A 23,739-nucleotide genomic window follows, 5' to 3' on the forward strand; every position below is an offset into this window, starting at 1 on the left:
CGCGCACGCGCTGTGCGGCCGAGTGGCGAGCCTGCGAAAAGCTACGTGTCAGCTGACGACGCGGACCGGCTTGCCCTCATAGAACGCCAGAGCGTTTTCGTTGATCTGGCCGACGATGCGCTGCCGCGCTTCCTGGCTGCCCCATGCGCTGTGGGGCGTGATGATCAAGCGCGGAATATCGCCCGACAGCAGCGGATTGCCATTAACCGGGGGCTCGACCGTCAGCACGTCGGTGGCCGCGCCGCCGAGTTGGCCGTTGCGCAGGGCATCGGCCAGTGCCTGCTCGTTGATCAAGCCGCCGCGCGCGGTGTTGACGATGAAGGCTTTGGGTTTCAGCAGGCTCAACTCGTGGGCGCCAATCATGTCCCGAGTGTGCTCGTTGAGCGGGCAGTGCAGGGTGAGGGCATCGACTTGGGGCAGTAGCTCATTCAGTGGCACGCGATCAGGGCGAGCAGGACGACCAGGGATCTGACCCGACAGCACGCGCATGCCGAAGGCTTCGGCCAGCTTCGCGACCGCGCCGCCCAGCTCGCCATGGCCCAGCAGCCCCAATGTTTTGCCTTCCAGCTCGACGATGGGGAAGTCCAGCAAGCAAAACTGCTTCGATTTCTGCCACTGGCCTTGGTGGATCGCTTGTTGATAGTCAGGCAAGCGGGTGGCCATCGCCAACAGCAACATCAGCGTGTGCTGGGCCACGGAAGGGGTGCCGTAGCCCTGACAGTTGCTGACCACCACGCCATGCTTACGCGCGGCGTCGAGGTCGACATTGTTGACGCCGGTGGCCGTCACCAGCACCAGTTTCAGCTTCGGACAGGCGGCGAACGTGGCGGCATCGATCATGATCTTGTTGGAAATCGCCACATCGGCGTCCTTCAAACGCTCGGCCACCTGATCGGGTGTGGTGCTGCCGTGCAGCACTAGTTCGCTGAAGGTTTCACGCCACGGCGCGAGGTCGAGATCCCCCAGATCCAGAGAGGTGTGATCCAGGAAAACTGCTCGGCGTTGAGTGGGCATCAGCTGTACCTTTTGCTCGGTGGGTGGGAGGCGTAATGTGACGAGCCTACCAGAGCCTGCCGCTCGCCATAACGCCTGGAGAACTTCGATGTACTGGACCGAATTTTTAACCGTTGCGCTGATTCACCTGCTGGCCGTCGCCAGCCCCGGTCCGGATTTTGCCGTCGTCGTGCGCGAAAGCGTGACCCACGGTCGCAAGGCCGGCACCTACACCGCCATGGGCGTGGGCACCGCAATTTTCCTGCACGTCGGCTATTCGCTGCTGGGCATTGGCTTGATCGTTTCGCAGTCCATCGTCCTGTTCAATGCCTTGAAATGGGCTGCGGCGGCGTACCTGATTTACATCGGCATCAAAGCACTGCGCGCCAAACCTGCAAGCGCATCGGATGCGCCCGTGGACATCGCCAAAGGCGAGCGCACCGCGCGTGGCGCCTTCACGGCCGGGTTCGTGACCAATGGGCTGAACCCGAAAGCGACCCTGTTTTTCCTGTCGCTGTTCACCGTCGTGATCAATCCGCACACGCCGATCCTGGTTCAGGCGGGCTATGGCGTTTACCTGGCATTCGCGACCGGCGCATGGTTCTGCCTGGTGGCACGCCTGTTCAGCCAGCCTCGGATTCGCGCGGGCTTTGCGCGGATGGGCCATTGGTTTGATCGGGCGATGGGTGGTGTATTGGTTGCCTTGGGGTTGAAGCTGGCGTTGACGGAAATGCATTGATGGTGGGTTTTTTTCAAGGTTGTGCCTGAACGCTTATGCTAACTCTTTAAGGGCTGTTTAAAGAGCAACCTGGGAGAGTTAGCGCTGCTCTGTACTTAACGCCAGGAGGTGATGGCTTATGAGACTATCTCAGCCCCAAAAGCTTTTGGATCTCGATACCTTTTTGCCTTCAGATGGTGAAGATGATGTTGAGATGTCTTGGGTCGATAACTCGCTCACACTTAACATCTATTACGATCCGGAGCTTCCCGGTATCGTGCGGGCAAAAAAAGCCTTTGTCTTTTTGTCGCCTAGCTATTTCGTAAAGACACCGTTCCCGGGGCATAGCTTTTTTAGTTGCCCTGACGACCGGGATTTATCGTTGCTAAGCTGTTTGGTGGAGTACAAAAGCTCAGAAATGCTGGATATCGCGAATAAGCCCCCCGGCTTGCCTAGATACCGGCATTTTCGGGTATACCTACACTCTGTAGGGGCGGCACTCCACATCGTTGCGCAGTCATTTGAAGTTATAGACTAGTCTTGGGAGGAAGCCACTCCGCAGGGACTTTATCGATTAGCCACACTTCATTTTCGGCCTTATAAAACTTGAAGCCCATTTCATGCATTCGAAGGGCTTCAATTTCCAGGACAACTGCCTTGCCATAGCGAAGCCCTACGGAATGGGCAGTCTCAGGGCTTTCCGACAAGTGCACATGGTGACGTGCTCCCGGCTTCAGCCCCTCGGCGTAGATTGATTCCAGAAAACGGGTGGCCGTTCCATGGTAGAGAAATTTGGGCGGTATCATCGGCGCGTGTTGAAGATTTACTGTGCGAGTTGAATGACCTTGCGCGGCTCGGATAAGTTGTCGGCTTTCTGAAATAATAAATCTTTTCTTCTCGCTTTCGTTAACCACCTTTTCCAACAGGTCTCGGTCAATAACGCGATTATTTCTCGAGGCGCACAGGATTAGCGCATCGATATCGGCCCATCCATCTGAATCCAGCTCCAAGCCGATGGCTTCTGGTTCATGCCTTAAGACATAACTTAAAAACTTGCTGGTTTCGTCAAGTAATTTCTTGTCCACACCGATTCCTCATAATGGCCAGCATTGAACGTGAAAGCTAAAGCTTCATCCGAAGAAAATCAATCCTGACCTCTGCTGCATCGTTATTCAGCAACGTTGGAACATTCTTGAGCGGTTAGGTATTCCAATGACACCTTTCTTATGATCTCGGCGGCACCGAAAAAATTCTTTATATCGGTCCAGAATTTCCTAGGCCAAGTTGGTATTTTTTAGGCACCTCAGACCAACAATTCATCCCTTCGGCTGATCCGATCGACGCGCCCAGGCCCTACAGTGCATATTTTCAGCCCCCGCACCTGCACCGTGAAAAGGGATTCCTATGCTGCACACCCGCGTGATTCCGCCCGCCGAAGGGGCGTACCAGTATCCTCTGTTGATCAAGCGACTGCTGCTGTCAGGCGTGCGCTACGAAAAAAACCGTGAAATCGTTTACCGGGACCATTCGCGCTATTCGTATCAAATGCTCAACGAGCGCATCTGCAGGCTGGCCGGTGCGCTGACGGCGGCCGGGGTCAAGGCGGGTGACACCGTGGCGGTGATGGATTGGGACAGCCATCGTTACCTGGAATGCATGTTCGCCATTCCGATGATTGGCGCGGTGATCCACACGATTAACGTCCGGCTTTCGCCCGAGCAGATCCTGTTCACCATGAACCATGCCGAAGACAAGCTCGTGCTGGTGAACAGCGAATTCGTGCCCCTCTACAACGCCATCGCCGGGCAACTGACGACCGTCGAAAAAACACTGTTACTGACCGACACCGATGGCGCGACCGCCGACCTGCCCAATCTTGTGGGCGAGTACGAAGCGTTGCTGGCCGCGGCGAATCCGTACTATCAATTCGAGGATTTCGACGAGAACTCGGTGGCGACCACGTTCTACACCACTGGCACGACGGGGAACCCCAAGGGCGTTTATTTCACCCATCGCCAGCTCGTGCTGCACACCATGGCCGTCGCGACGATCATGGGCAGCGTCGAAGGCATTCTGGGCGGCGACAAGGTTTACATGCCAATCACGCCGATGTTCCACGTGCATGCGTGGGGCGTGCCCTATGCCGCAACGATGCTGGGCGCCAAACAAGTGTATCCCGGCCGCTACGATCCCGAATTGCTAGTGGAGCTCTGGCAAAAAGAGAAGGTCACGTTTTCCCACTGCGTGCCCACCATCATGCAAATGGTCCTCAACGCCAAAGCCGCTCAGAACATGGATTTCACCGGCTGGCACATCATCATCGGCGGCAGCTCGCTCAATCGTTCGCTGTACGAGGCAGCCAAGGCCAAAGGCATTCAGCTGTCTGCCGCCTACGGCATGTCCGAGACCGGGCCATTGGTGTCGGTTGCGCACCTGAATGACGACTTGATGGCCGCCAGTGAAGACGAACGGACCGCCTACCGAATCAAGGCCGGCGCGCCGGGCGTGCTGGTTGAGGCGGCGATTGTCGATGGTGAGGGCAATTTCCTGCCTTCCGACGGCGAGACCCAGGGCGAACTGGTGCTGCGCGCACCGTGGCTGAGTGAAGGTTATTACCGCGAGCCGGAGAAGGGCGCCGAACTGTGGGCCGGCGGCTGGCTGCACACCGGCGACGTAGCGACGCTGGACAACATGGGCGGGATCGACATTCGTGACCGCATCAAAGACGTGATCAAGACCGGCGGCGAGTGGGTATCGTCGCTGCAGTTGGAGGATCTCTGCAGTCGCCATCCCGGTGTCCGTGAAGTGGCCGTGGTGGGTATCGCCGATCCTCAGTGGGGCGAGCGCCCGTTTGCGCTGCTGGTCGCCCGCGAGGGTCACGTCCTGGATGCCAAGACCCTTAAGGAACATCTCAAGCCATTTGTGGAACAGGGGCACATTAACAAGTGGGCGATCCCCAGCCAGATCGCCCTTGTTACCGAAATTCCCAAGACCAGCGTCGGCAAGCTCGACAAGAAGCAAATACGTCAGAACATCCTTGAGTGGCAGGGCAGTAACAGCGCTTTCCTCTCCACGCTCTGACGCTTTCCTTCGCGGCCATTTCATCGGTTCATCTCCGTGAAAATGTGCCGCGAAGGCTCTAATCCGGCGTCTTCCTTGCCAATTCTCTTTTTTCAGCCATGCTCCCCCTGCGTTGTGATTTGCCACTCTGGAGTCGGCGTGCCAGAGGTGTTGGCGCTGCAAATCACACTTTAGAGGGATCAAGCAGCAGCACCTGCTGGCTATAGTCGGCAGTAGGTAGGTACCGGAGAAAAAGCGCACTGATCGTTTCGCAGTTGTTTGGCTGCCCGATCGGCGTTGACACCCAGGCACTGCGGCCCGTCCGCCTGAGTCGTTTCTGGAAGCACCCACTGCCATAAAAATAAAAGCACATGGAGTAGCGTCGATGACATCAGCTAACCAGTTCTGGCGCCGGGCTAAATTGCCCCTGGCCGTCAGCCTCGCTTCCACGCTCGCCGGCCCTGCATTCGGCGTCAGTTTCAATATCGGAGAAATCGAAGGCAACTTCGACTCGTCGCTCTCAATAGGGGCAAGCTGGTCCACCCAGAACGCCAACAAGAACCTGATCGGCTCCAACAACGGCGGTCACGGTCTTTCGCAAACCTCCGACGACGGTCACTTGAACTTCAAAAGCGGCGAAACGTTTTCGAAGATCTTCAAGGGCATCCACGATCTTGAACTGAAATACGGCGACACCGGTGTGTTCCTGCGGGGCAAGTACTGGTATGACTTCGAGCTCAAGGACGAAAGCCGTGACTTCAAGGACATCAGCGATTCCGGCCGCAAGGAAGGCGCCAAATCCTCAGGTTTCGAGCTGCTCGACGCATTCGTCTATCACAACTACTCCATTGCCGATGAGCCGGGCTCGGTGCGTCTGGGCAAGCAAGTCGTCAGTTGGGGTGAAAGTACCTTCATCCAGGGCGGCATCAACAGCATCAACCCGGTCGACGTGTCCGCGTTCCGTCGCCCTGGCTCGGAAATCAAGGAAGGCCTGATTCCGGTCAACATGTTCTACCTGTCGCAAAGCCTGACCGAAAACCTCTCGGCTGAAGGCTTTTACCAGCTGGAATGGGATCAGACGGTCGTCGACAACTGCGGCACCTTCTTCTCGCAACCGGACGTGATCGCGGACGGCTGCAACAGCAACCTGGCCGTACTGCGTACCCGCAACAGCCTCAATGCGGCTCTGCCTGCCGCGTTGCGTGGCCCCGTTCAGAACACGCTGGCTGCGCGCGGCGTGAACTTTGGTAATCCTGACGAGGGCGCAGTGGTCGCCCGCGGCCCTGATCGCGATGCCCGAGACAGTGGCCAGTACGGCCTGGCCATGCACTACAACTTCGAGCCGCTGGACACCGAGTTCGGCGCCTATTACATGAACTACCACAGCCGTCTGCCGATCTTCAGCGGCAAGGGCGGGCCGGCAAGCGCCTACAGCGCAGCGGGCCTGGTTGGCGGTCTGGCGGCCAACGGCGTTCCTCGAGGCGTCGCGGCGGCCCTCGCGCCAACCCTGTTGCCCGTCGTGGTCGCTGCCAACTCCAGCTACTACGTTGAATACCCGGAAGACATTCACCTGTTCGGCCTGAGCTTCTCCACCACCTTGCCCACCGGCACGGCGTGGAGCGGCGAAGTCAGCTATCGCCCTAACGCACCGGTGCAGTTGAACACTACCGACATCCTGTATTCCGGCCTGTCGCCGCTGAACTCGAACGTGTCGCTGCTGCAGGGCGCACCCGGCCAGGACCAGAAAGGCTATCGCCGCAAGGAAATCAGCCAGGCGCAGACCACCTTCACGCACTTCTTCGACCAGGTGATGGGCGCCGAACGTCTGACCGTAGTGGGTGAGGTGGGCTGGACCCACGTCGGCGGGCTGGAAAGTACATCGAAACTGCGTTATGGCCGCGACCCGAGCTATGGGCCGGGCCCGCTGCCAGGCGGTCAATGTCAGACCCTCAACGCCAGCACCCTGGGCACTGCCGCGCAGAACAACCTCAGCCGCTACTGCGAAAACGATGGCTTCACCACCACCGATTCGTGGGGTTACCGCGCTCGCGCCATCTGGGATTACAACAACGTCTTCGCCGGGGTGAACCTGCGTCCGAGCGTGGCCTGGTCCCACGACGTCGACGGCTACTCGCCAGGTCCCGGCGGCAACTTCGAGGAAGGTCGCAAGGCCGTGAGTCTGGGCCTCGACGCCGAGTACCAGAACACCTACACCGCCAACCTTTCCTACACCAACTTCTTCGATGGCAAGTACACCACCGTGGACGATCGCGACTTCGTAGCGCTCAGCTTCGGCATGAACTTCTAAGGACAATAATGAAAATGAAAATCACGAAGGGTCTGTTGCAGGTTGGCGTGTTGGGTCTGTCGTTGTTGGCGACTAGCGTGATGGCTGCGGTGTCCGACGCCGAAGCCGCCAAGCTGGGCACCACGCTGACGCCTATGGGCGCGGAAAAAGCCGGCAACGCTGCCAACACCATTCCGGCCTGGAGCCCGATGCCGACCAATGCCGGCGCCGTGGACGACAAAGGCTTCCTGGCCAACCCGTACGCCAACGAAAAAGCGCAGTTCACCATCACTGCGCAGAACGTGGATCAGTACAAGGACAAACTCGCCCCGGGCCAGTACGCGATGTTCAAGCGTTACCCGGACACCTACAAGATGCCGGTCTACCCGTCCCATCGTGGCGCGACTGTGCCCGCTGACGTATTCGCCGCCATCAAGAAAAACGCCACCAACACCAAACTGGTGGGTGGCGGCAACGGCCTGGAGAATTTCGAAACCGCAGTGCCGTTCCCGATTCCGAAGGATGGCCTTGAGGTGATCTGGAACCACATCACCCGTTATCGCGGCGGCAGCGTCTCGCGTCTGGTTACCCAGGCCACGCCGCAGACCAACGGCTCGTTCAACCCGGTGTACTTCCACGACGAGTTCGTCTTCCGCGACAAGATGAAGGATTTCGATCCGAAGAACCCGGGCAACATCCTGTTCTACTTCAAACAGGAAGTGACGGCGCCGGCGCGTCTGGCAGGTTCCGTACTGCTGGTGCACGAAACCCTCGATCAGGTCAAAGAGCCGCGCGCGGCGTGGGTTTATAACGCGGGTCAACGTCGCGTACGCCGTGCGCCGCAAGTGTCCTATGACGGGCCGGGCACCGCCGCCGATGGCCTGCGAACCTCCGACAACCTCGACATGTTCAACGGCGCGCCAGACCGCTACGACTGGAAGCTGATTGGCAAACAAGAAATGTACATCGCCTCTGATAGCTACAAGCTCGACGATCCGAAGCTGAAATACACCGACATCATCAAGGCCGGCCACATCAATCAGGACCTGGCGCGCTATGAACTGCGTCGCGTCTGGCACGTGACTGCCACGCTGAAAGAAGGCCAGCGTCACATCTACGCCAAACGTGACTTCTTCATCGACGAAGACACCTGGCAGGCCGCGGTCATCGATCACTATGACGGCCGTGGTCAACTGTGGCGCGTGGCTGAAGCCCACGCCGAAAACTACTACGACAAACAAGTGCCGTGGTATGCCCTCGAAGCTCTGTACGACCTGCAATCAGGCCGCTACCTGGCGCTGGGCATGAAGAACGAAGAGAAAAAAGCCTATGACTTCGGCTTTACCGCCACTGTCAGCGACTTCCAGCCCAACGCGCTGCGTCAGGAAGGCGTGCGCTAACGGCTGACCGAACAAGCGGGGAGCGTGCAACGTTGATCACAGCTACAGCGCACTGAAGTCCTCCGCGTTTTACCCTATGGCTGAACCCCATAGCGCAGAAAGGAAACACCCCGAGTGGTCGGGGTGTTTTTTTTTTGACCAAGGTTTGCGTCCACAGGACACTGTTCCTCTTTATGCGTGGATCACGGCGGAAATGAAAAATGCTGTGCTCGAACCGAGCCGTCATCCAGCTCCTTTATCGCAACATTCTTCAGATGCTCCGAGCCGAACGAGTTCGCGGTGCAGGTTTTGCTCATGATGGTTTTGTTGAGCTTGAGTACCTCTAGAAACGCTTTGGCACCGAAGGTTTGTTGAGGCACACCTACGACATATCCGTAATCACCCGTGCGAAATCCAAAATAGGTGGTGTATGTCGCCTTATCTACCCACCGAAAAAGCGGGCGGGTTGCTCGGAATGTTTGCGTCATCTCATCCTTTTCAGGCGTCCCGAATCGATAGGTGATGGTTTCTTTGTTGGCACTGCTGCACAGAGAGACTGACCGCTGCTTTTGCTCATCAAGACGGCAACCGGCAATGGGGGTTTCGTTTTTGACGCAACTGACGTCTTCACTGGCAGATACGGTTCCACTTGTGAAAGATATACAGACGAATGCCAGGCTTAAAAAGTTTGTCTTATCACGCCTCTCCATCATCTGTAACTTAGCGCTTTCAGATTGTCGGGGACCGCATAACCATCGTTATACTTCAACGTATAGGAATTGACCCTCCGCTTTATGAAGTTGGTTTTACAGCTCTCATCTGTTTCTTGTGAAGTCGTATTAATCACGGTCTCCCTAACAACTATGTCAGCATTAGGAGTGTGGGCATGCTTCATTCGCAGTGTCATAGTTCTGTCTTGGAAACTTCCGGCGCAGCGCATGTCCCATTCACCGATACGCTCCTGGACGGCCAGCCCTTTCAATATATTAATTAGCATTTTGTCGAGTAGGATGTATAAGTTGAGCGAGGTGGAACTGTAGGGGTTCGGCTGTGACGATCCTGTCCACAAGATTCGGATCCCGAACGCAGTATGACTTTCATTCAGTTGATAAGGGGCAGTATCGATTATCACTTCATGACTATGAATAGCGCCGGCGTCAAGCACTCCCGATTCGCGATTTTCACCCATAACGTTTCTTGTAAGCGGATCCAGGACTACCATCTCCAAATCAGCATTTTCGCCAAAGATGATCGATGTAGCGAAAATCATTAGACCCGTAGCGGGCCACATTTTGCAAGTCGTTATATGGTAGGTGCGCTCATAGTCTTTATATCTATCCGAGATAAAGCTCTGATACTCCTCCATGCAGTCAGGCCTTTTAGCATGGCCCAGATTCTCCCCAGCTCCAAATACGGTTGCGCTTGTGAGCTCCAGCCATAAAAAGACGATGTTCCATATCGCCTTCATAGCCTGGTCCCGCCATTGCGGGTTAGTGATCTCATCCACCGTGCCGCTTGCTTACCCGTGGAAACACCAATCCGTTGATATCAGCATGTGCTCCACAAATACCCAAACCCAACGCAGTTGGGTCAACATTGTCCGAAATAATGGTTAAACCTGCTTTCTTTCTCGTCACGAGGATCCGCCCATACGCAGTTTCATGAACCAAGCTCCAGCCTGTTACTTTCATCTGGAATGAAAACGCACAGACATGCTGATTCGCTTGGGTGCTTTCTAGCGTCACTTGGTAGTCGTTACCTTTCTTCCGGATTTGCAGACTGTCGCTAAAAATCTTTGAGCAGTTTGAGCCGTCCTCTGGCGAGGTGCAAAGCAAGCTGCTTACGGTGTAGGTACCCTCCCAAGACGCATCAGGAACGACAATGGAATGTGAATTGTCCTCCGCTACAGGTGCGGATCGTGCCGGATTCGATACAGCAACTTGTAACGCGAGGCACATGGTCAATGCAATGCGTTTCATCTCAGTCTCCAGCTCTTAAGTAACGCGCACGATTTCGCCCTCGCTCATATCTCAAGAGCTCTGGAGTGCTTTCAATGTAGTTTGCGAGACGTTGTTTATCGTTAGCTGAAATGTGTGGCAGTTGCCGTTTCCAAATGCTGCCCTGCTGGTAAGTCAAATCCACGGCAATATCTCTTACCCGACTATCAAGATCCTCCCATAGTGGAGTACCCGGCGCTGCAACTGACTCGTATTGCTGCTGAGCGGCGATTGCATACCGGGGGTAGACCACCGTCTCGAACAAAACGCGCTGTGAACGTGTGGAAATAACCCCATATGCAGCCTTGTTCGCCGTCACAAAGTCACGAGCGGCGTCACTGAAGAGCTCGGCACCCTGCGAGAATTTTCGGGATGTCTCCACATCCAGACCCGCCTGCATCAGGTCTGCACACACGGATGCTTTTGTCCTGTGGCGCATGTCGTAACCGCGCCCAAGGGTGACGCCCGAGGCACCGCCTGGCCAATGCAACTGTCGGCTAAAGTAATAGCTTGATGGATTGTCGTTCCCTTCGGCGTCGAAAGTGACTTGTCCTCGCTCTACTACTAAATCCTTACGCGGCTCCTCGGAGCACAACCAACCTAACAACCCCACCGGATGCAGATGGTGCACCTTCCCATCTACAGGCAACCCAAGCCGTCCGGCCACCTCTGCCCACCAACTCATCGCCTTGATCCGCTCCTTCTCCGCCAACCAGTTCAGGTTAGGCGTCGAGCCGCCGTGCCCCAGCAAGTCGTCCAGCGCATCCCACTTGCCCGGGACGTGATGCCATTCGCTTTGGTAGCGAACTATCAACTGCGAAATCGACTGCGCGTGGGCTGGCAATCTCAGTGCGGCTTGTATCTCGCTGCCGCTGAGCTTGTCGTCACGGTTGCGGTCAATGATGTCGAACAGGCGCTTTTTGATCGGGCGTTGGTCGGCCTTGTCAGCCGCCGCGCCATGGCGGGTGATCTCGTCCTCGTTGAACCGGCCTGATGCACGCATAAAAGAGGCGAGCATGCTCCGCGGCGAATCGTAGTCGGCGAGGGTCTCGTAGCCTTCCCACGACCAAGGACTGAGCCACGGCGTCACGCCCACTTCTTCACGCACCCAACCGTCGAGCAGGTTGTTGTCGGCGTCGTGCAGCAGCCCATCCAGGCGATACCAGTTACACGCTTTGCTGTCGCCACTGGCAGGTACAGCGATTTTTCGTTCGGCCGGCAAGCCGTCGATCAGGCTTTTAGGGAGCAACAATTGCGCGGCGCTGAGGTGGCCAGCCGCTTTCAACGTCGGCGGTTTTTTGCTGCTGAACGTGCCCTGATGCGCGATTACGCGAGTGCCTTTGACGAGCTTCAGCCAGGTCCTGCTGCTGGCGGGCAGTTTGTCTGCCCAAAGGCGGCTCAGGCGCAGGAACGTTTTCACGTCGCCCGCGCTGAACACCTCCAGGTGCAGACGATTCTCCGGGTAATCGACGGCGCCTTCGTGATATCGGCCCATGTGCCCGATCAGTTCACCGGCCTTGATCGCAACCGGCTTATCCAGAACGACAACGCTGCCCCGCGCTTCCGGCTCGACCGCGCCGCTCTGCAACGAAGCGAAGTGCACGTATTGATTGACCCGCTCCAGCTTGCGAAACCGGCCTGTGCCACTGACCGTCACCTCGGTGCCTGGATATAGCGTGCCGATCTCGTTGCCTTTGCGAACCATTGGCTGAGCACGGACGTTCAGGGGCGTCTCGGAAACGACCCGACGCTGCTCGCCCGCCAGGGGTCGCAGGAAGTCGGCGCAGACATAACCTCGCAACGCACCGCTGGCGTCTTTCAGGTGATCGGGGCCGGGGGTGTTTTCAAGCTTGCGATAAGTGCCTTCGCCGCTGACCTGGACTTCCGCACCACGCGGCAGCCAGCCGATGATCGCGCCCTTGCTCGCCTTGTTGCGCACGTTCAGTCCGCGTTGCCCGGGGTAGTCCCCATGGATGTCGTTAACGTCGACGCGAACCTGAAGGGTCGATCCGGATTTCCAGAATCCTGGCCTGACGACAGCCGAGTCTTTTTCGTACGCCGCCCAATCCCGCAAATGCATGTAGAGACTGTAAATAATCAGACTCGGCGGCGTGTCCGTGCTGCCCTTGATGGCAGGCGGCTGCAAGCGGTGTCGCACCAGCACGAAATTACGCGAGAACGGCTTTGAAACGAGCTGTTTATTAACGAAATACGTCGTGTCAGGCGACTGCTCATCAATGCGATAGGCCACCACTTCACCGTCCGCGATGCAGTGCACGCTCGACTGGTCCAGCGTGCCCGCCGTTCCCGCATCAAAATGCACACCGCCATGCCAGAGCCCGCTGCTGCCGAGGGGATAGCTGCCGCTTGCGGCGTTTGCCAAGTGGGTCAGTTGCTGGAGCGCATCGCGTTTGTCGCGGAAGGGATGGCTCCAGTTTTGGACCGGTATCAGTGAGTCGTTGTTTGACTCTACGCCGGTGGATGGATGAGGCGGCAATGTGTCGGGTGTCGGCAGCATAGGCTGCTGTAAGTCATCAAGCGCGTGGCGTGGTGCGAACAATCGTGTCATGGAGGTGGCTCCTGCTTTTCCACGAGATAAGCCAGCAAAGCTGCCGCTCTGTCGGCGAGGTCCCGGTCAACGTCCTGTTCGACCGATGCATCCGAACCTCGCGCTACGACAAGGCCAGATTTGGTGCGCACGATGGCGAATTCCAGCGCGCGGTTCCAGAGGGGGAAATACGAACAGGAGATTTCCACGCGCATTTGCGGATGGGTCCCACACGAGGCAATCGTCGAGGATGGAGATGCGCTGGCCCACTACACTGCAGCGGATGTAGGACCGTGTACCTCCCCAGACATATAAACCAACATTCGCCCTGTTGATTGGATACGTTTTCTTACAGTCTTTCGTCTAACAATGTTCAAAAGGCACGGCATAGCCGCTAGTCTCCCGACATCTGAACGCCGAACAACAAGCACTCCAACAAGAGCCGGCCATGACTGATCTGTCGCGTTTGCAAGGATTCGCAAATCACGCAGTCACTGCGTTGGAAGGCCGTTTCTTCCGTCCGCCACTGCCTGAGGGTTATGTATCGAGACCTCGATTGTGCGAGCGGTTGAGTGCGGGTCTGTCTGGGCGCCTGTTGTTGATCAGTGCCCCGGCCGGTTTCGGTAAAAGCTCACTGGCGGTGGAGTTCTGCGAGAGCCTGCCCGATCAGTGGCAGAACCTCTGGCTGGGTCTGAGCCACCGGGACAGCGACCCGGGTCGGTTTCTCGAACGTCTTCTTTGCGGTCTCCAGCAATTTTTTCCTCAGCTCGGCGGCCAGGCGCTCGGCCTTCTGAAAATGCGTCAGCGGCACCAGCCCTTTGCCTTCGAAGAGTGGCTGGACGGTTTACTGGACGAGCTGGCAATGCACCTGATGTTGAGCAAACCGCTGCTGCTGGTGCTTGACGACTACCACTTGGTGCAGGGCCCCGTGCTGGATCGCTGCCTGCAATTTCTCCTTAATCATCTGCCTGCGGGCATGAACATCATGGTCACCAGCCGGCAGAGGCCGAACTGGCACCTGGCGCGTCTGCGGCTGTCGCGTCAATTGCTGGAATTGTCCGAGCAGGACCTGCGGCTGACCGACGACGAGTCGCTGGCGGTGCTGGATCAACAGCGCAATGGCTTGAGTGAGGAAGCACTGCACGCCTTGCTGCAACGCAGCGAGGGATGGGTGGCCGGCCTGCGATTCTGGCTGCTGGCGGCCAACGAAGCGGGCAGTAGTGCGCTGACCCAAGGGCTCAACGGCGGGGAAGGGCTGATCCGGGATTACCTTCTCGAAGAGGTCATCGATTGCCTGCCGGCCGACGTTCAGGTCTTTCTCTATGAAACGGCCTGTCTGGAGCGTTTTGGCGGTGCCCTGTGCAACGCCGCGCGCGACAGTCACGACAGCGACGAAATGCTCGCTTACCTGCAAGCGCATCAGGTGTTTCTCGTCCCGCTGGACGAGCACGGTCGCTGGTTTCGCTATCACCATTTGTTCTCGGATCTGCTGCGCGCGCGCGCCGGGCCCAGTGTCACGCCGCAACAAAGACGCGTGCATCTGAATGCCTGCCGCTGGTTCAGCGACCAAGGGTTGCTCGACGAAGCCATTGAACAGGCGTTGCGCGCGGGGCATCTGGATGTGGCGGCCAATCTGGTGCAGAACCTCTCCGAGGAACAACTGCTCGCCGAGCAAAACGTCGGCATGCTGCTGCGCTGGAAAATGGACTTGCCCGACAGCCTGCTGGTCAGCACGCCGCGTTTGATCGTGCTGTACGCCTGGGCGCTGGGCCTGGCGTGTCAGCTGGACGCGGCCGAGGAGTTGGGCAATCACCTCAGTCGATTTCTGCCGGCGCCTTCCGCGACCGCGCAAAATTCGATGCTGGCTCAGTGGCTGGCGCTGAGCGGGATCATCGCCCGAGGCCGCGGCGACAGTGAAACGGCCCGGCGCTATTGCAGTGAAGCGTTGGTCAGTCTCCCACTAAAGCGATATGGCCAGCGTTTGCTATGCCTGTCGACCCTGGCGAATCTGGCCATCGCCGATGGAGATTTATGGCGCGCCCGTGCGTTGAACCGTGACGCCCTTGAGCTGGCGCAGCGGGTGGCCAATCCATTGTTTGAAGCGCTGGCGCACTACGACCGCGCTCGCACCTTGCAGGCCCGTGGCGAAACACTCCGCTCGATGGAGGAAGTGCGCCAGGGCTTGCGACGTTTGAATGGCCTGTCTTCACAAAAACTGTACGCGGTGCGCGCGCGCCTGACGTTGTACGAAGGCTATTTGCTGGTGCAGTTCCTTCAACCGGAGGCGGGGCGCGAGCGCTTGACTGCCGGGCTGGCCGAGGCACGCGCCTGCCGTGACATCAGCGTACTGATCGGCCACTGCGTGATTGCCGGAATGGAAGGGCGCGAAGGGCGTTACGCCGAAGCCTTCGCCGAGCTGGCCGAGGCCGAGCGGTTGATGCACATCTGGGACGTGCCGCCGGTTTATTACCTGGCAATGATCACCCTCGCCAAATGCGAGCTGTGGCTGGCCCAGGGCCGTATCGACCTGGCCGACGCGTGGCTCCTGCGACTGGGGCAGACTTACGGCGGCAACCAACCCGCCGCTGCCCCGGAATGTTCGCCGCAACTGCCTCAGCAGATCGAAACGCTGCGGGCGGTTCTTGATCATATTCAGGGCCGCACCGAAGAGGCGATGATGCGGCTGCACGGTCTGGTGGAGTATGCCCAGCGAATCGGCGCAGGACTGCTCGGCCTCAATGCGCTGAGTCAGCACATCCTGTTGTTACTCGACACATCACGCGGGCCTGAGGCCGATGAGCTTTTTCAACAGAGCCTTCAGCTCGCCACGGGTGGTGCGGTTCTGCCCTTCCAGCGCCTGATCCGTGGTCATCCCGACTGGCTGCGTGAGCAACTGCACAAACGACCCTCATGCCGGCTGGTCGATTACCTGCTTCGGCAACTTCCTGAAGCTGCGCCTGGCCAGGGGCTGCCTTGCTTGCGCATGGCCAGCGAGCCGTCCACCTGCATCAGCGGCAATGGCGGCGACCACCTCAGCGCGCGAGAACTCAGCGTGCTGCAGCTGATCGCGCAAGGCTGCTCCAATCAGGAGATCAGCGAACGCTTGTTCATTTCCCTGCACACCGTTAAAACCCACGCCAGCCATATCAACAGCAAGCTGGGTGTTGAGCGACGCACTCAAGCAGTGGCCCGGGCACAAGAGTTGGGATTGCTGGGCTGATCGGTCGGTATTTAAATGCCGATTTATGCTAGAAAAGGTCAATTTTAGGCATTTAATTGCCTTTTCAGCGCTTCAGTCCTAATGTTTAGGCATTAAATTGCCGAGCAGCCCGTGATGCAGCTGACCCTCCAACTCTACCTGTCGGGACGATGGCACGACGCGATCAGCCTGCTATGAACGACGAGATCCGCCAGCGCGGCATCATCCTTGACGAGCTTCGGGATCAGTTGTTGGAGGGGACCGTTTCCATGGGCGCTGCCGTCAAACGGCTGCGGACCGAAATCACAGGACTGCGCCAGGAGCAGTTCGCGAGCATGTGCAAAATCTCGTTGCGCACACTGCGCCAGATCGAGCAGGACGAGGGTAATCCGACGGTGCAAACCCTCAACGCCGTGTTCAGGCCCTTTGGTATGCAGGTCGGCATTATTCCATTGCGACGCCGGCCGGCGGGAACCAGTCTCTAAGGCGTAATCGCACCGATCAGCCCGACGGCAGGCTCAAGCAGCGGGCTGACCGGCCCACATGCTGGCCACGTCCAGCAGGCCCCACTCCTCAGCCAGTTCGAACTTCAGGATGCCGTCTCGTACCGTGGGGCACGCGAGGTTGATGACTTGCGGCTCGAAGGGCATTCGGGTCCGGGTGGACAGGAAAACTTTCACTTTCGGGTGCAGCAGGGACTGTTCATCCTGCTCGACCACCACGCCCAGGCGCTCGCTTTTCAGGCGAACCAGCGCGCCGACGGGATAGATACCAACGGTTTTGACGAAGTGCTGGAACACCTTCGCATCGAAGTGGCCTTTCCAGGACGCCATTTCGCGAACCGAATGCGCGGCATCCCAGCCCTTCTTGTAGGGCCGGTCTGAGGTCACCGCGTCATACACGTCACAAATAGCGCCCATTTTCGCCAGCAGGCTGATCTCATCGCCCTTCAGGCCGTGGGGATAACCGCTTCCGTCGACCTTTTCGTGGTGATGCAGGCACACGTCCATCACCAGTCGGGTGACCCGCTCGCAGCCCTGGAGGATTTCCAGCCCGGCCTGCGGATGATGCTTCATGACCTCGTATTCTTCGTAGGTGAGACGATCGGGCTTATTGAGAATGGCCGAGTCGATCATCATTTTGCCGACATCATGCATCAGCCCCGCAACGCCGGCTTCACGCACTTGATCCTCATCCAGATCCATCTGCCGCGCGAGCGCGACCATCAATGCGCACACCGCCACCGAATGCATGTAGGTGTACTCATCCGTCGTTTTCAGGCGCGACAGGCTGATGAGCGCGTGGGGATGGCGCATGACGGACGTGGAAATTTCTTCAACCAGCAGATCGACGTCTTCGGTATTCATTGCCCGGCCCATCCGGGCATCGCTGAACATGGTCATCACTGCCGCTTTCGCGCGCCCGCAAATCAGGCGCGCGCGGGCCAGTTCCAGCTCAAGGCTGCAGGGCGCTGTTTCGGCAGGGTCGGGACATTCGGGGGAGGTCTGATCCGCTGGCGAGCTGTCGGCAGGGCTTTTGCCAAGGCGAGTGTCAATCCAGACCTCACGGGTCGATGCCTGAATGTGCCGCAACACCGCGTCGTCGCTGAGTTCGCGCTCGACGTGGGCAGTCCAGAAGGGATCGTTAATCCGTGGGCGGCAGAACTCGTGGATGTACATGCCCAGCGTGAGGTCGGAAACGGGGATTTTTCTTAGCATAGAGTCAGCTCTTGCGCGTGAATACAGCGCTGCCTTGCCTGAAAGTGAGAGCGATCTTTGTTCTTTGCTTCATCACTGCGCTTTCCTGTACTTGCGCATGGCCAGTATAGGAAAGCGCTGGGGAAATGAAACTCCCTTGAATGTTGTGGGAATTACACTCCTGATAGATAAATATCAAACCTAATCAGTAGCTTGCATAGATTATTGGCGTTGTTTGACGAATCACGCATCGAATAAATGCGATGAACAGCATGTTCAAAATGCATATAAATATTTGCTTTTTATATTAAAGAATCGCTGCCCTTGGCCGTGCACTGGCGGTTCAGGCCGCGTTAAGGAATTTTTGACGGGGACCGTGCTCTAATTGCCCAAATCGTCGGCCTTTATGTTTGGCCGTAGAAAAGCAAAACAGGAGCTCTCCTTGATGTTGACCTTTCGCCGTTTGATCATCGCTGCCACCGCACTGACCGTGCTTTCCGGCTGCGCGACGCAGAATCCATACGACAATCAGGGGCAGGCGCAGAACTCCGGCGGGATGAGCAAGACCGCCAAGTACGGCGGTCTGGGTGCATTGGCCGGCGCCGTCGCCGGTGCTGCCATCGATCACAACAACCGTGGCAAAGGTGCGCTGATTGGCGCTGCCGTGGCAGGCGCGGCATCTGCCGGTTACGGCTACTACGCCGACAAGCAGGAAGCTGCACTGCGCGCCAGCATGGCCAACACCGGTGTTGAAGTTCAGCGTGAGGGCGACAACATCAAGCTGGTGATGCCGGGCAACATCACCTTCGCCACCGACTCGTCTGCCATCGCCAGCAGCTTCTATGCGCCGTTGAACAACCTGGCCGGCTCGCTGAAGCAGTACAACCAGAACATGATTGAAATCGTCGGCTACACCGACAGCACCGGCAGTCGCCAGCACAACATGGACCTGTCGCAGCAGCGCGCCCAAAGCGTGGCGACCTACCTGACTTCTCAAGGCGTTGACGCAGCTCACCTGTCGGTGCGCGGTGCCGGTCCTGATTCGCCGATCGCCAGCAACGCCGACGTCAACGGCCGTGCCCAGAACCGCCGCGTCGAGGTCAATCTCAAGCCGATTCCTGGTCAGCAGTACCAACAGCAGCAATAACCGCGTGACGTGAAACCAGAAACCCCGGCCAGTGAGCCGGGGTTTTTGCGTTTGGACCTACGGACGCTTAGCCCGGGTAACGTTCATGCATCTGCGCGAGCAACGTGTCCTTGTCTTCCCACAGCCGGTTGATCCACTGCTGAAACTCCAGGCGGTAGGCATCGTCCTGGTCGTAGCTCTTGCCAATGAACTGCGGCGGGATCTGCACTTCTTCAAAATGCGCGACGACTTCGCGCACGTTCCCGCAGAGCAAGTCCCAATACCCTGGCCGACCAGCCGGGTAATGAATGGTCACGTTGACGATGGATTCCAGCTGCTCGCCCATGGCATCCAGCACGAAAGCAATGCCGCCTGCCTTAGGCTTCAACAGGTAACGGAACGGTGAATTCTGCTGTGCGTGCTTGGCTTTGGTGAAGCGCGTGCCTTCGACGAAGTTGAAAATGCCGACCGGGTTGTTGCGAAACTTCGCACAGGTGCGGCGGGTGGTGGCCAGGTCCTTGCCTTTCTTTTCCGGATGCTTGGCCAGATACGCCTTGCTGTAGCGCTTCATGAACGGAAAGCCTAGCGCCCACCAGGCAAGGCCAATCACCGGCACCCAGATCAGCTCTTGCTTGAGGAAGAACTTGAGCGGGCGAATGCGTCGGTTCAGCACGTACTGCAGCACCATGATGTCGACCCAGCTCTGGTGATTGCTCGTCACCAGGTACGAGTGCTGATAGTCCAGGCTTTCCAGCCCGCTCAGGTGCCATCGGGTGTGACCAAGCACATCCATCCAGGCGTTGTTGTTGCTGATCCACGCTTCGTGGATGTGGCTCATCAGCCAGTCGGTGACCTTCTGCGCGGCCGGGAAGGGCAGGCACAGTTTGAAGATGGCAACGACGAACAGCGGCGTGCAGCAGAGAATCGTGTTGAGCGCCAACAGCAACGAGGCGATGACGCCACGCAAAGGGGCGGGCAGGAAATCCATGTGAATCGAACTCCGGGGTTTCAGTCAGCCGCCGGTGGGTTCCGGCGGGGTTATTGTGGGCAATGGATATTGCAGCGCAATGTTATTCCGGCAAGGTGGCCGCCTGGATGGCTGTCAGTGCAATGGTGTAGACGATGTCGTCAACCTGAGCGCCCCGCGGCAGGTCATTGACCGGCTTGCGCAGGCCTTGCAGCATCGGACCGAGGCTCACGCAGTCCGCACTACGCTGCACCGCTTTGTAGGTCGTGTTACCCGTATTCAAATCCGGAAACACGAACACATTCGCGCGACCCGCCACCGGGCTGTCCGGCGCCAATTGTCGGGCGACGTGTTCGTTGGCGGCGGCATCGTATTGCAATGGCCCGTCGATCAACAGACCGCGCTGGGTCTCACGCGCCAGTTGCGTGGCTTCGCGGACCTTTTCCACTTCCTCGCCGCTGGCCGAATTGCCGCTTGAATAGCTGATCATCGCCACCCGCGGTGACAGGCCGAACGCCACGGCCGAATCCGCGCTCTGCACGGCGATTTCCGCCAGCTCGGTGGCGGTCGGGTGCGGGTTCATGATGCAGTCGCCGTACACCAGCACCTGCTCCGGAAATAGCATGAAGAACACCGATGAAACGAGGGTGCAACCGGGTGCGGTCTTGATCAGCTGCAGGGCAGGCCGAATGGTGTTGGCGGTCGAATGGATCACCCCCGACACCAGTCCGTCCACTTCGTCGAGGGCCAGCATCATGGTGCCGATCACCACCGGGTCCTCCAGTTGCTGCTCGGCCATGGGCGCATTGAGGTTTTTGCTGCGGCGCAAATCCACCATCGGCGCGACATAGCGCTCGCGGATCTGGTCCGGATCGAGAATCTCCAGGCCCGGCGGCAAGTCGATGCCGTGGGCGCGCGCGACGGCATTCACTTCCTCGGGCTTGGCCAGCAGCACGCAGCGGGCAATGCCCCGGGCCTGACAAATCGCCGCCGCTTGCACGGTCAATGGCTCGGCGCCTTCGGGCAGCACGATGCGTTTGTTCGCCGCCTGGGCGCGCTGGATCAGTTGGTAGCGGAACACCGCTGGCGACAAGCGCATTTCGCGCGGGGTGCCACAGCGCTGATGCAGCCAATTGGCGTCGAGGTGGCTGGCGACGAAATCCGTGATGATCTCCGCGCGTTCGCGGTCATCAATCGGGATTTCCTTGTTCAGCTGATTGAGCTGCGTCGCGGTGTCGTACGAACCGGTGCTCACCGACAGCACCGGCAACCCGGCCTGCAACGCGCCTCGGCACAGATCCATGATGCGCGGATCGGGCAGGGTGTCGCTGGTCAGCAGCAGCCCGGCCAACGGCACGCCGTTCAGCGTTGCCAGGCTCACGGCCAGAATGATGTCATCGCGATCCCCCGGAGTAACGACCAGCACGCCCGGTTTGAGCAGTTGCAGCGTGTTGAGCACCGTGCGGGCGCAGATGATGATCTTCGACATGCGCCGCTGTTCGTAATCGCCGGCATTGATCACTTGCGCGCCGAGCAGATCGGCGACGTCGCGGGTGCGCGGGGCGTTGAGGTCGGCCTGAAACGGGATGCAGCCAAGTAAACGGAAATCACCGCTGCGCAACAGCGGCGAGTGTTCCTTGAGCCGCGCCGAGAAGGCTTCCATGCTCTCGTCGGTGCGCACTTTGTTGAGGATCACGCCAAGCACCTTCGGGTCTTTCGGGCCGCCGAACATCTGCGCCTGCAGCTCGACGCGGCCGGAAAGCTCGGTCAGCACTTCGTTTTCCGGGGCGGACACGAGAATGACTTCCGCATCCAGCGCCTTGGCCATGTGCAGGTTGACCCGCGCGGCATAGCTGGCGCTGCGGGTCGGGACCATGCCTTCGACGATCAACACATCACGGCCGATCGAGGCTTCCTGATACAGCTTTATGATTTCTTCCAGCAGCTCGTCAAGCTGGCCTTCGCCGAGCATGCGTTCGACGTGGGCCAACCCCAACGGCTTGGGCGGCTTGAGGCCGTGGGTGCGGGCGATCAATTCAGTCGAACGCTCCGGGCCCAGATCCCCGGGATGAGGCTGGGCGATCGGCTTGAAAAAACCGACCTTGAGCCCGGCGCGCTCCAGGGTGCGCACCAGCCCCAGGCTGATGGACGTCAGGCCCACACCAAAATCTGTGGGCGCGATAAAGAAAGTCTGCATGCGGGCTTCTCGAAAATGAGCAGTGCAAGGGTCATGGCGCTATGAATTCAGCCATCGGACCGGATAAACCAGGACGCTGTTCAGTCGCAGCGTCTCAACGGGGCCCAAGGTTATCGTTATCTGACCCCGACGCGCACCAGCCGCAGTGAAAGGACTGACCGATTTTCGCCTGGCGCTGCGCGGGATCGAGCACCCAGGCGCGGGATTGCCAGGGCGGGTCGTGACGCAAATGCTGGGTGTGACCGCAGGACAGCATGACCACCCAGTGACCGTCCGGGTCCTGAGCAAAGCCGGTAATGATCGAATGGGGGGAGGGGGCGTTCGGGGATTCCAATCGGGGCCGTCCGTCTGAGTTGCGTTCGCTTTCGCGCGAGTGCTTGGTTAGACTTGGCCGCTCATATCTATTTGCAAAAGGTCTCGCCCCATGCCGATCGCCGCCAACAAGGCTGTCTCCATCGACTATACCCTGACCAATGACGCTGGTGAGGTCATCGACAGTTCTGCCGGCGGCGCGCCGCTGGTTTACCTGCAAGGTGCAGGCAATATCATCCCGGGTCTGGAAAAGGCGCTGGATGGCAAGGAAGTCGGCGACGAACTGAAAGTGGCCATCGAGCCTGAAGATGCGTACGGCGAATACTCCGCCGAGCTGGTCAGCACCCTCAATCGCAGCATGTTCGAAGGCGTCGACGAACTGGAAGTCGGCATGCAGTTCCACGCCTCTGCGCCGGACGGCCAGATGCAGATCGTGACCATCCGCGATCTGGACGGCGATGACGTCACTGTCGACGGTAACCACCCGCTGGCCGGTCAACGCTTGAACTTCGATGTGAAGATCGTTGCCATCCGTGATGCAAGCGAAGAAGAAATGGCCCACGGTCACGTGCACGGCGAAGGTGGTCATCACCACTGATTGTCCTGCTAAGCTGAGTGAGCTGGCCAGGCGTCCTCGCGGTCTTGTGAAAACGTTTGTTTTTGCGGTCTGACAGGGCGCCTTTTTCGGCCAAGGGTTTCTAGGGGAGTCGTCATGAGTGTATTTCACGAGCTGAAGTTGAAGGCTCTGGATGGCCAGGAGCTGCCCCTCGCCCCGCTCAAGGGCAAAGTGGTTCTGGTGGTCAACGTCGCGTCAAAGTGTGGCCTGACGCCGCAATACGCTGCGCTGGAAACCCTGTATCAGAAGTACAAAGACCAAGGCTTCCGCGTCCTCGGGCTGCCGTGCAATCAGTTCGCCGGCCAGGAGCCTGGTAGTCAGGAAGAGATTCAGGCGTTCTGCTCGCTGAACTACGGCGTGACCTTTCCCCTGGGGGACAAGCTTGAAGTCAACGGACCGCACCGGCATCGTCTGTATCAAATGCTCGCGGGCGAAGGCGCCGAGTTTCCCGGCGACATCACCTGGAATTTCGAGAAATTTCTTGTCGGCAAGGATGGACGCGTTCTGGCCCGCTTCTCCCCAAGCACGCTTCCGGATGACGCCAAAGTGGTGAGTGCGATCGAGAAGGCACTGCCCTAATATTTCAATTCGCCGTCCTTCTTTTGAGCCTTAATCACTCCAGTCAATAGTGCTTCGTATCCCC

20 protein-coding genes and 1 pseudogene are annotated in these 23,739 nt (G+C 58.5%); 10 read left to right on the forward strand and 11 right to left on the reverse strand.

The features are described from left to right. Positions 1–48: 48 nt before the first annotated feature. The gene (locus tag AC07RO_RS00345) at positions 49–1,014 is read right to left on the reverse strand and encodes a 2-hydroxyacid dehydrogenase (RefSeq protein ID WP_495009145.1); all 966 of its coding nucleotides are present in this window, start codon (positions 1,012–1,014) and stop codon (positions 49–51) included. A gap of 88 nt (positions 1,015–1,102) precedes the next feature. On the opposite strand from AC07RO_RS00345, the gene AC07RO_RS00350 reads away from it, so the two are divergent. Then, a complete protein-coding gene (locus AC07RO_RS00350; RefSeq protein ID WP_495009144.1) occupies positions 1,103–1,732 on the forward strand; it encodes a LysE family translocator in 630 nt (209 codons plus the stop codon). 118 nt (positions 1,733–1,850) lie between these two features. Then, a complete protein-coding gene (locus AC07RO_RS00355) occupies positions 1,851–2,249 on the forward strand; it encodes a hypothetical protein (protein ID WP_495009143.1) in 399 nt (132 codons plus the stop codon). Here AC07RO_RS00355 and AC07RO_RS00360 read toward each other — a convergent pair. Beyond that, the gene (locus AC07RO_RS00360; protein WP_495009142.1) at positions 2,239–2,796 is read right to left on the reverse strand and encodes an RNA 2'-phosphotransferase; all 558 of its coding nucleotides are present in this window, start codon (positions 2,794–2,796) and stop codon (positions 2,239–2,241) included. The genes AC07RO_RS00355 and AC07RO_RS00360 overlap by 11 nt on opposite strands. Positions 2,797–3,115: 319 nt before the next feature. Between AC07RO_RS00360 and AC07RO_RS00365 the strand changes: the two genes are divergently transcribed. From AC07RO_RS00365 to AC07RO_RS00375, 3 genes are all read left to right on the forward strand, one after another. Continuing rightward, entirely contained in the window at positions 3,116–4,792 is a 1,677-nt protein-coding gene (locus AC07RO_RS00365) for a fatty acid--CoA ligase (RefSeq protein ID WP_495009141.1), read from the forward strand. A 364-nt stretch (positions 4,793–5,156) separates the two neighbouring features. Next, on the forward strand, positions 5,157–7,079 hold the full coding sequence (locus AC07RO_RS00370) for a DUF1302 domain-containing protein (protein WP_192174914.1): 1,923 nt from the start codon (positions 5,157–5,159) through the stop codon (positions 7,077–7,079). A gap of 14 nt (positions 7,080–7,093) precedes the next feature. Beyond that, the gene (locus tag AC07RO_RS00375) at positions 7,094–8,458 is read left to right on the forward strand and encodes a DUF1329 domain-containing protein (RefSeq protein WP_192174913.1); all 1,365 of its coding nucleotides are present in this window, start codon (positions 7,094–7,096) and stop codon (positions 8,456–8,458) included. Between the two features lie 182 nt (positions 8,459–8,640). Here AC07RO_RS00375 and AC07RO_RS00380 read toward each other — a convergent pair whose 3' ends face one another. The 5 genes from AC07RO_RS00380 to AC07RO_RS00400 are packed head-to-tail and all read right to left on the reverse strand — an operon-like array spanning position 8,641 to position 13,197. After that, complete coding sequence (locus AC07RO_RS00380; protein ID WP_192174912.1) at positions 8,641–9,150, reverse strand: hypothetical protein; 510 nt, start codon at positions 9,148–9,150, stop codon at positions 8,641–8,643. Continuing rightward, positions 9,147–9,944: a PA3715 family protein gene (locus AC07RO_RS00385; RefSeq protein WP_495085023.1), complete on the reverse strand. Its 798-nt coding sequence runs from the start codon at positions 9,942–9,944 to the stop codon at positions 9,147–9,149. Before AC07RO_RS00385 ends, AC07RO_RS00380 begins: the two co-directional genes overlap by 4 nt. Beyond that, a complete protein-coding gene (locus AC07RO_RS00390; protein WP_495085024.1) occupies positions 9,937–10,416 on the reverse strand; it encodes a hypothetical protein in 480 nt (159 codons plus the stop codon). Before AC07RO_RS00390 ends, AC07RO_RS00385 begins: the two co-directional genes overlap by 8 nt. 1 nt (position 10,417) lies before the next feature. Continuing rightward, positions 10,418–13,003: a DUF8812 domain-containing protein gene (locus tag AC07RO_RS00395; RefSeq protein WP_495085025.1), complete on the reverse strand. Its 2,586-nt coding sequence runs from the start codon at positions 13,001–13,003 to the stop codon at positions 10,418–10,420. After that, a complete protein-coding gene (locus tag AC07RO_RS00400) occupies positions 13,000–13,197 on the reverse strand; it encodes a hypothetical protein (RefSeq protein WP_495085026.1) in 198 nt (65 codons plus the stop codon). Before AC07RO_RS00400 ends, AC07RO_RS00395 begins: the two co-directional genes overlap by 4 nt. 233 nt (positions 13,198–13,430) lie before the next feature. Here AC07RO_RS00400 and AC07RO_RS00405 point away from each other — a divergent pair, with 233 nt between their 5' ends. Further along, the gene (locus AC07RO_RS00405) at positions 13,431–16,202 is read left to right on the forward strand and encodes a winged helix-turn-helix domain-containing protein (protein ID WP_495085027.1); all 2,772 of its coding nucleotides are present in this window, start codon (positions 13,431–13,433) and stop codon (positions 16,200–16,202) included. Between the two features lie 173 nt (positions 16,203–16,375). Beyond that, complete coding sequence (locus AC07RO_RS00410; protein WP_192171878.1) at positions 16,376–16,666, forward strand: helix-turn-helix domain-containing protein; 291 nt, start codon at positions 16,376–16,378, stop codon at positions 16,664–16,666. 33 nt (positions 16,667–16,699) lie between these two features. Here the strand turns inward: AC07RO_RS00410 and AC07RO_RS00415 are convergent, their stop codons facing one another. Further along, a complete protein-coding gene (locus AC07RO_RS00415; RefSeq protein WP_282371938.1) occupies positions 16,700–17,899 on the reverse strand; it encodes a cyclic di-GMP phosphodiesterase in 1,200 nt (399 codons plus the stop codon). A 424-nt stretch (positions 17,900–18,323) separates the two neighbouring features. On the opposite strand from AC07RO_RS00415, the gene AC07RO_RS00420 reads away from it, so the two are divergent. After that, positions 18,324–19,025 (forward strand): YiaD family glycine zipper/OmpA-like lipoprotein, encoded by a 702-nt coding sequence (locus AC07RO_RS00420; protein WP_192171876.1) that lies wholly within the window; start codon positions 18,324–18,326, stop codon positions 19,023–19,025. Positions 19,026–19,092: 67 nt separating this feature from the next. On the opposite strand, the gene yihG is transcribed toward AC07RO_RS00420, so the two are convergent. From yihG to AC07RO_RS00435, 3 genes and pseudogenes are all read right to left on the reverse strand, one after another. After that, positions 19,093–19,992 carry a 1-acylglycerol-3-phosphate O-acyltransferase, YihG family gene (yihG, locus tag AC07RO_RS00425; RefSeq protein WP_495085028.1) on the reverse strand — a complete coding sequence of 300 codons (900 nt, stop codon included), beginning with the start codon at positions 19,990–19,992 and terminating at the stop codon, positions 19,093–19,095. An 82-nt stretch (positions 19,993–20,074) separates the two neighbouring features. After that, positions 20,075–22,168, reverse strand: coding sequence for a phosphate acetyltransferase (gene pta, locus AC07RO_RS00430; protein ID WP_495085029.1), 2,094 nt, complete (start codon positions 22,166–22,168; stop codon positions 20,075–20,077). A 94-nt stretch (positions 22,169–22,262) separates the two neighbouring features. Then, positions 22,263–22,624, reverse strand: a pseudogene (locus AC07RO_RS00435) (DUF3565 domain-containing protein). On the opposite strand from AC07RO_RS00435, the gene AC07RO_RS00440 reads away from it, so the two are divergent. Both AC07RO_RS00440 and AC07RO_RS00445 read left to right on the forward strand, forming a co-directional pair. Next, positions 22,593–23,078 carry an FKBP-type peptidyl-prolyl cis-trans isomerase gene (locus AC07RO_RS00440; protein ID WP_074884740.1) on the forward strand — a complete coding sequence of 162 codons (486 nt, stop codon included), beginning with the start codon at positions 22,593–22,595 and terminating at the stop codon, positions 23,076–23,078. The pseudogene AC07RO_RS00435 and the gene AC07RO_RS00440 sit on opposite strands and share 32 nt — an antisense overlap. Positions 23,079–23,192: 114 nt before the next feature. Further along, complete coding sequence (locus tag AC07RO_RS00445) at positions 23,193–23,675, forward strand: glutathione peroxidase (protein ID WP_495085030.1); 483 nt, start codon at positions 23,193–23,195, stop codon at positions 23,673–23,675. The last annotated feature ends 64 nt before the right edge of the window (positions 23,676–23,739 follow it).

This window comes from Pseudomonas sp. GW821-FHT07F05, assembly GCF_059418765.1.

Coding starts and splice junctions, on each gene's coding strand:
- AC07RO_RS00345 (WP_495009145.1), bottom strand. CDS start 1,014: ATGCCCACTCAACGCCGAGCAGTTTTCCTGGATCACACCTCTCTGGAT.
- AC07RO_RS00350 (WP_495009144.1), top strand. CDS start 1,103: ATGTACTGGACCGAATTTTTAACCGTTGCGCTGATTCACCTGCTGGCC.
- AC07RO_RS00355 (WP_495009143.1), top strand. CDS start 1,851: ATGAGACTATCTCAGCCCCAAAAGCTTTTGGATCTCGATACCTTTTTG.
- AC07RO_RS00365 (WP_495009141.1), top strand. CDS start 3,116: ATGCTGCACACCCGCGTGATTCCGCCCGCCGAAGGGGCGTACCAGTAT.
- AC07RO_RS00370 (WP_192174914.1), top strand. CDS start 5,157: ATGACATCAGCTAACCAGTTCTGGCGCCGGGCTAAATTGCCCCTGGCC.
- AC07RO_RS00375 (WP_192174913.1), top strand. CDS start 7,094: ATGAAAATCACGAAGGGTCTGTTGCAGGTTGGCGTGTTGGGTCTGTCG.
- AC07RO_RS00380 (WP_192174912.1), bottom strand. CDS start 9,150: ATGATGGAGAGGCGTGATAAGACAAACTTTTTAAGCCTGGCATTCGTC.
- AC07RO_RS00390 (WP_495085024.1), bottom strand. CDS start 10,416: ATGAAACGCATTGCATTGACCATGTGCCTCGCGTTACAAGTTGCTGTA.
- AC07RO_RS00395 (WP_495085025.1), bottom strand. CDS start 13,003: ATGACACGATTGTTCGCACCACGCCACGCGCTTGATGACTTACAGCAG.
- AC07RO_RS00400 (WP_495085026.1), bottom strand. CDS start 13,197: ATGCGCGTGGAAATCTCCTGTTCGTATTTCCCCCTCTGGAACCGCGCG.
- AC07RO_RS00405 (WP_495085027.1), top strand. CDS start 13,431: ATGACTGATCTGTCGCGTTTGCAAGGATTCGCAAATCACGCAGTCACT.
- AC07RO_RS00410 (WP_192171878.1), top strand. CDS start 16,376: ATGAACGACGAGATCCGCCAGCGCGGCATCATCCTTGACGAGCTTCGG.
- AC07RO_RS00415 (WP_282371938.1), bottom strand. CDS start 17,899: ATGCTAAGAAAAATCCCCGTTTCCGACCTCACGCTGGGCATGTACATC.
- AC07RO_RS00420 (WP_192171876.1), top strand. CDS start 18,324: ATGTTGACCTTTCGCCGTTTGATCATCGCTGCCACCGCACTGACCGTG.
- yihG (WP_495085028.1), bottom strand. CDS start 19,992: ATGGATTTCCTGCCCGCCCCTTTGCGTGGCGTCATCGCCTCGTTGCTG.
- pta (WP_495085029.1), bottom strand. CDS start 22,168: ATGCAGACTTTCTTTATCGCGCCCACAGATTTTGGTGTGGGCCTGACG.
- AC07RO_RS00440 (WP_074884740.1), top strand. CDS start 22,593: ATGCCGATCGCCGCCAACAAGGCTGTCTCCATCGACTATACCCTGACC.
- AC07RO_RS00445 (WP_495085030.1), top strand. CDS start 23,193: ATGAGTGTATTTCACGAGCTGAAGTTGAAGGCTCTGGATGGCCAGGAG.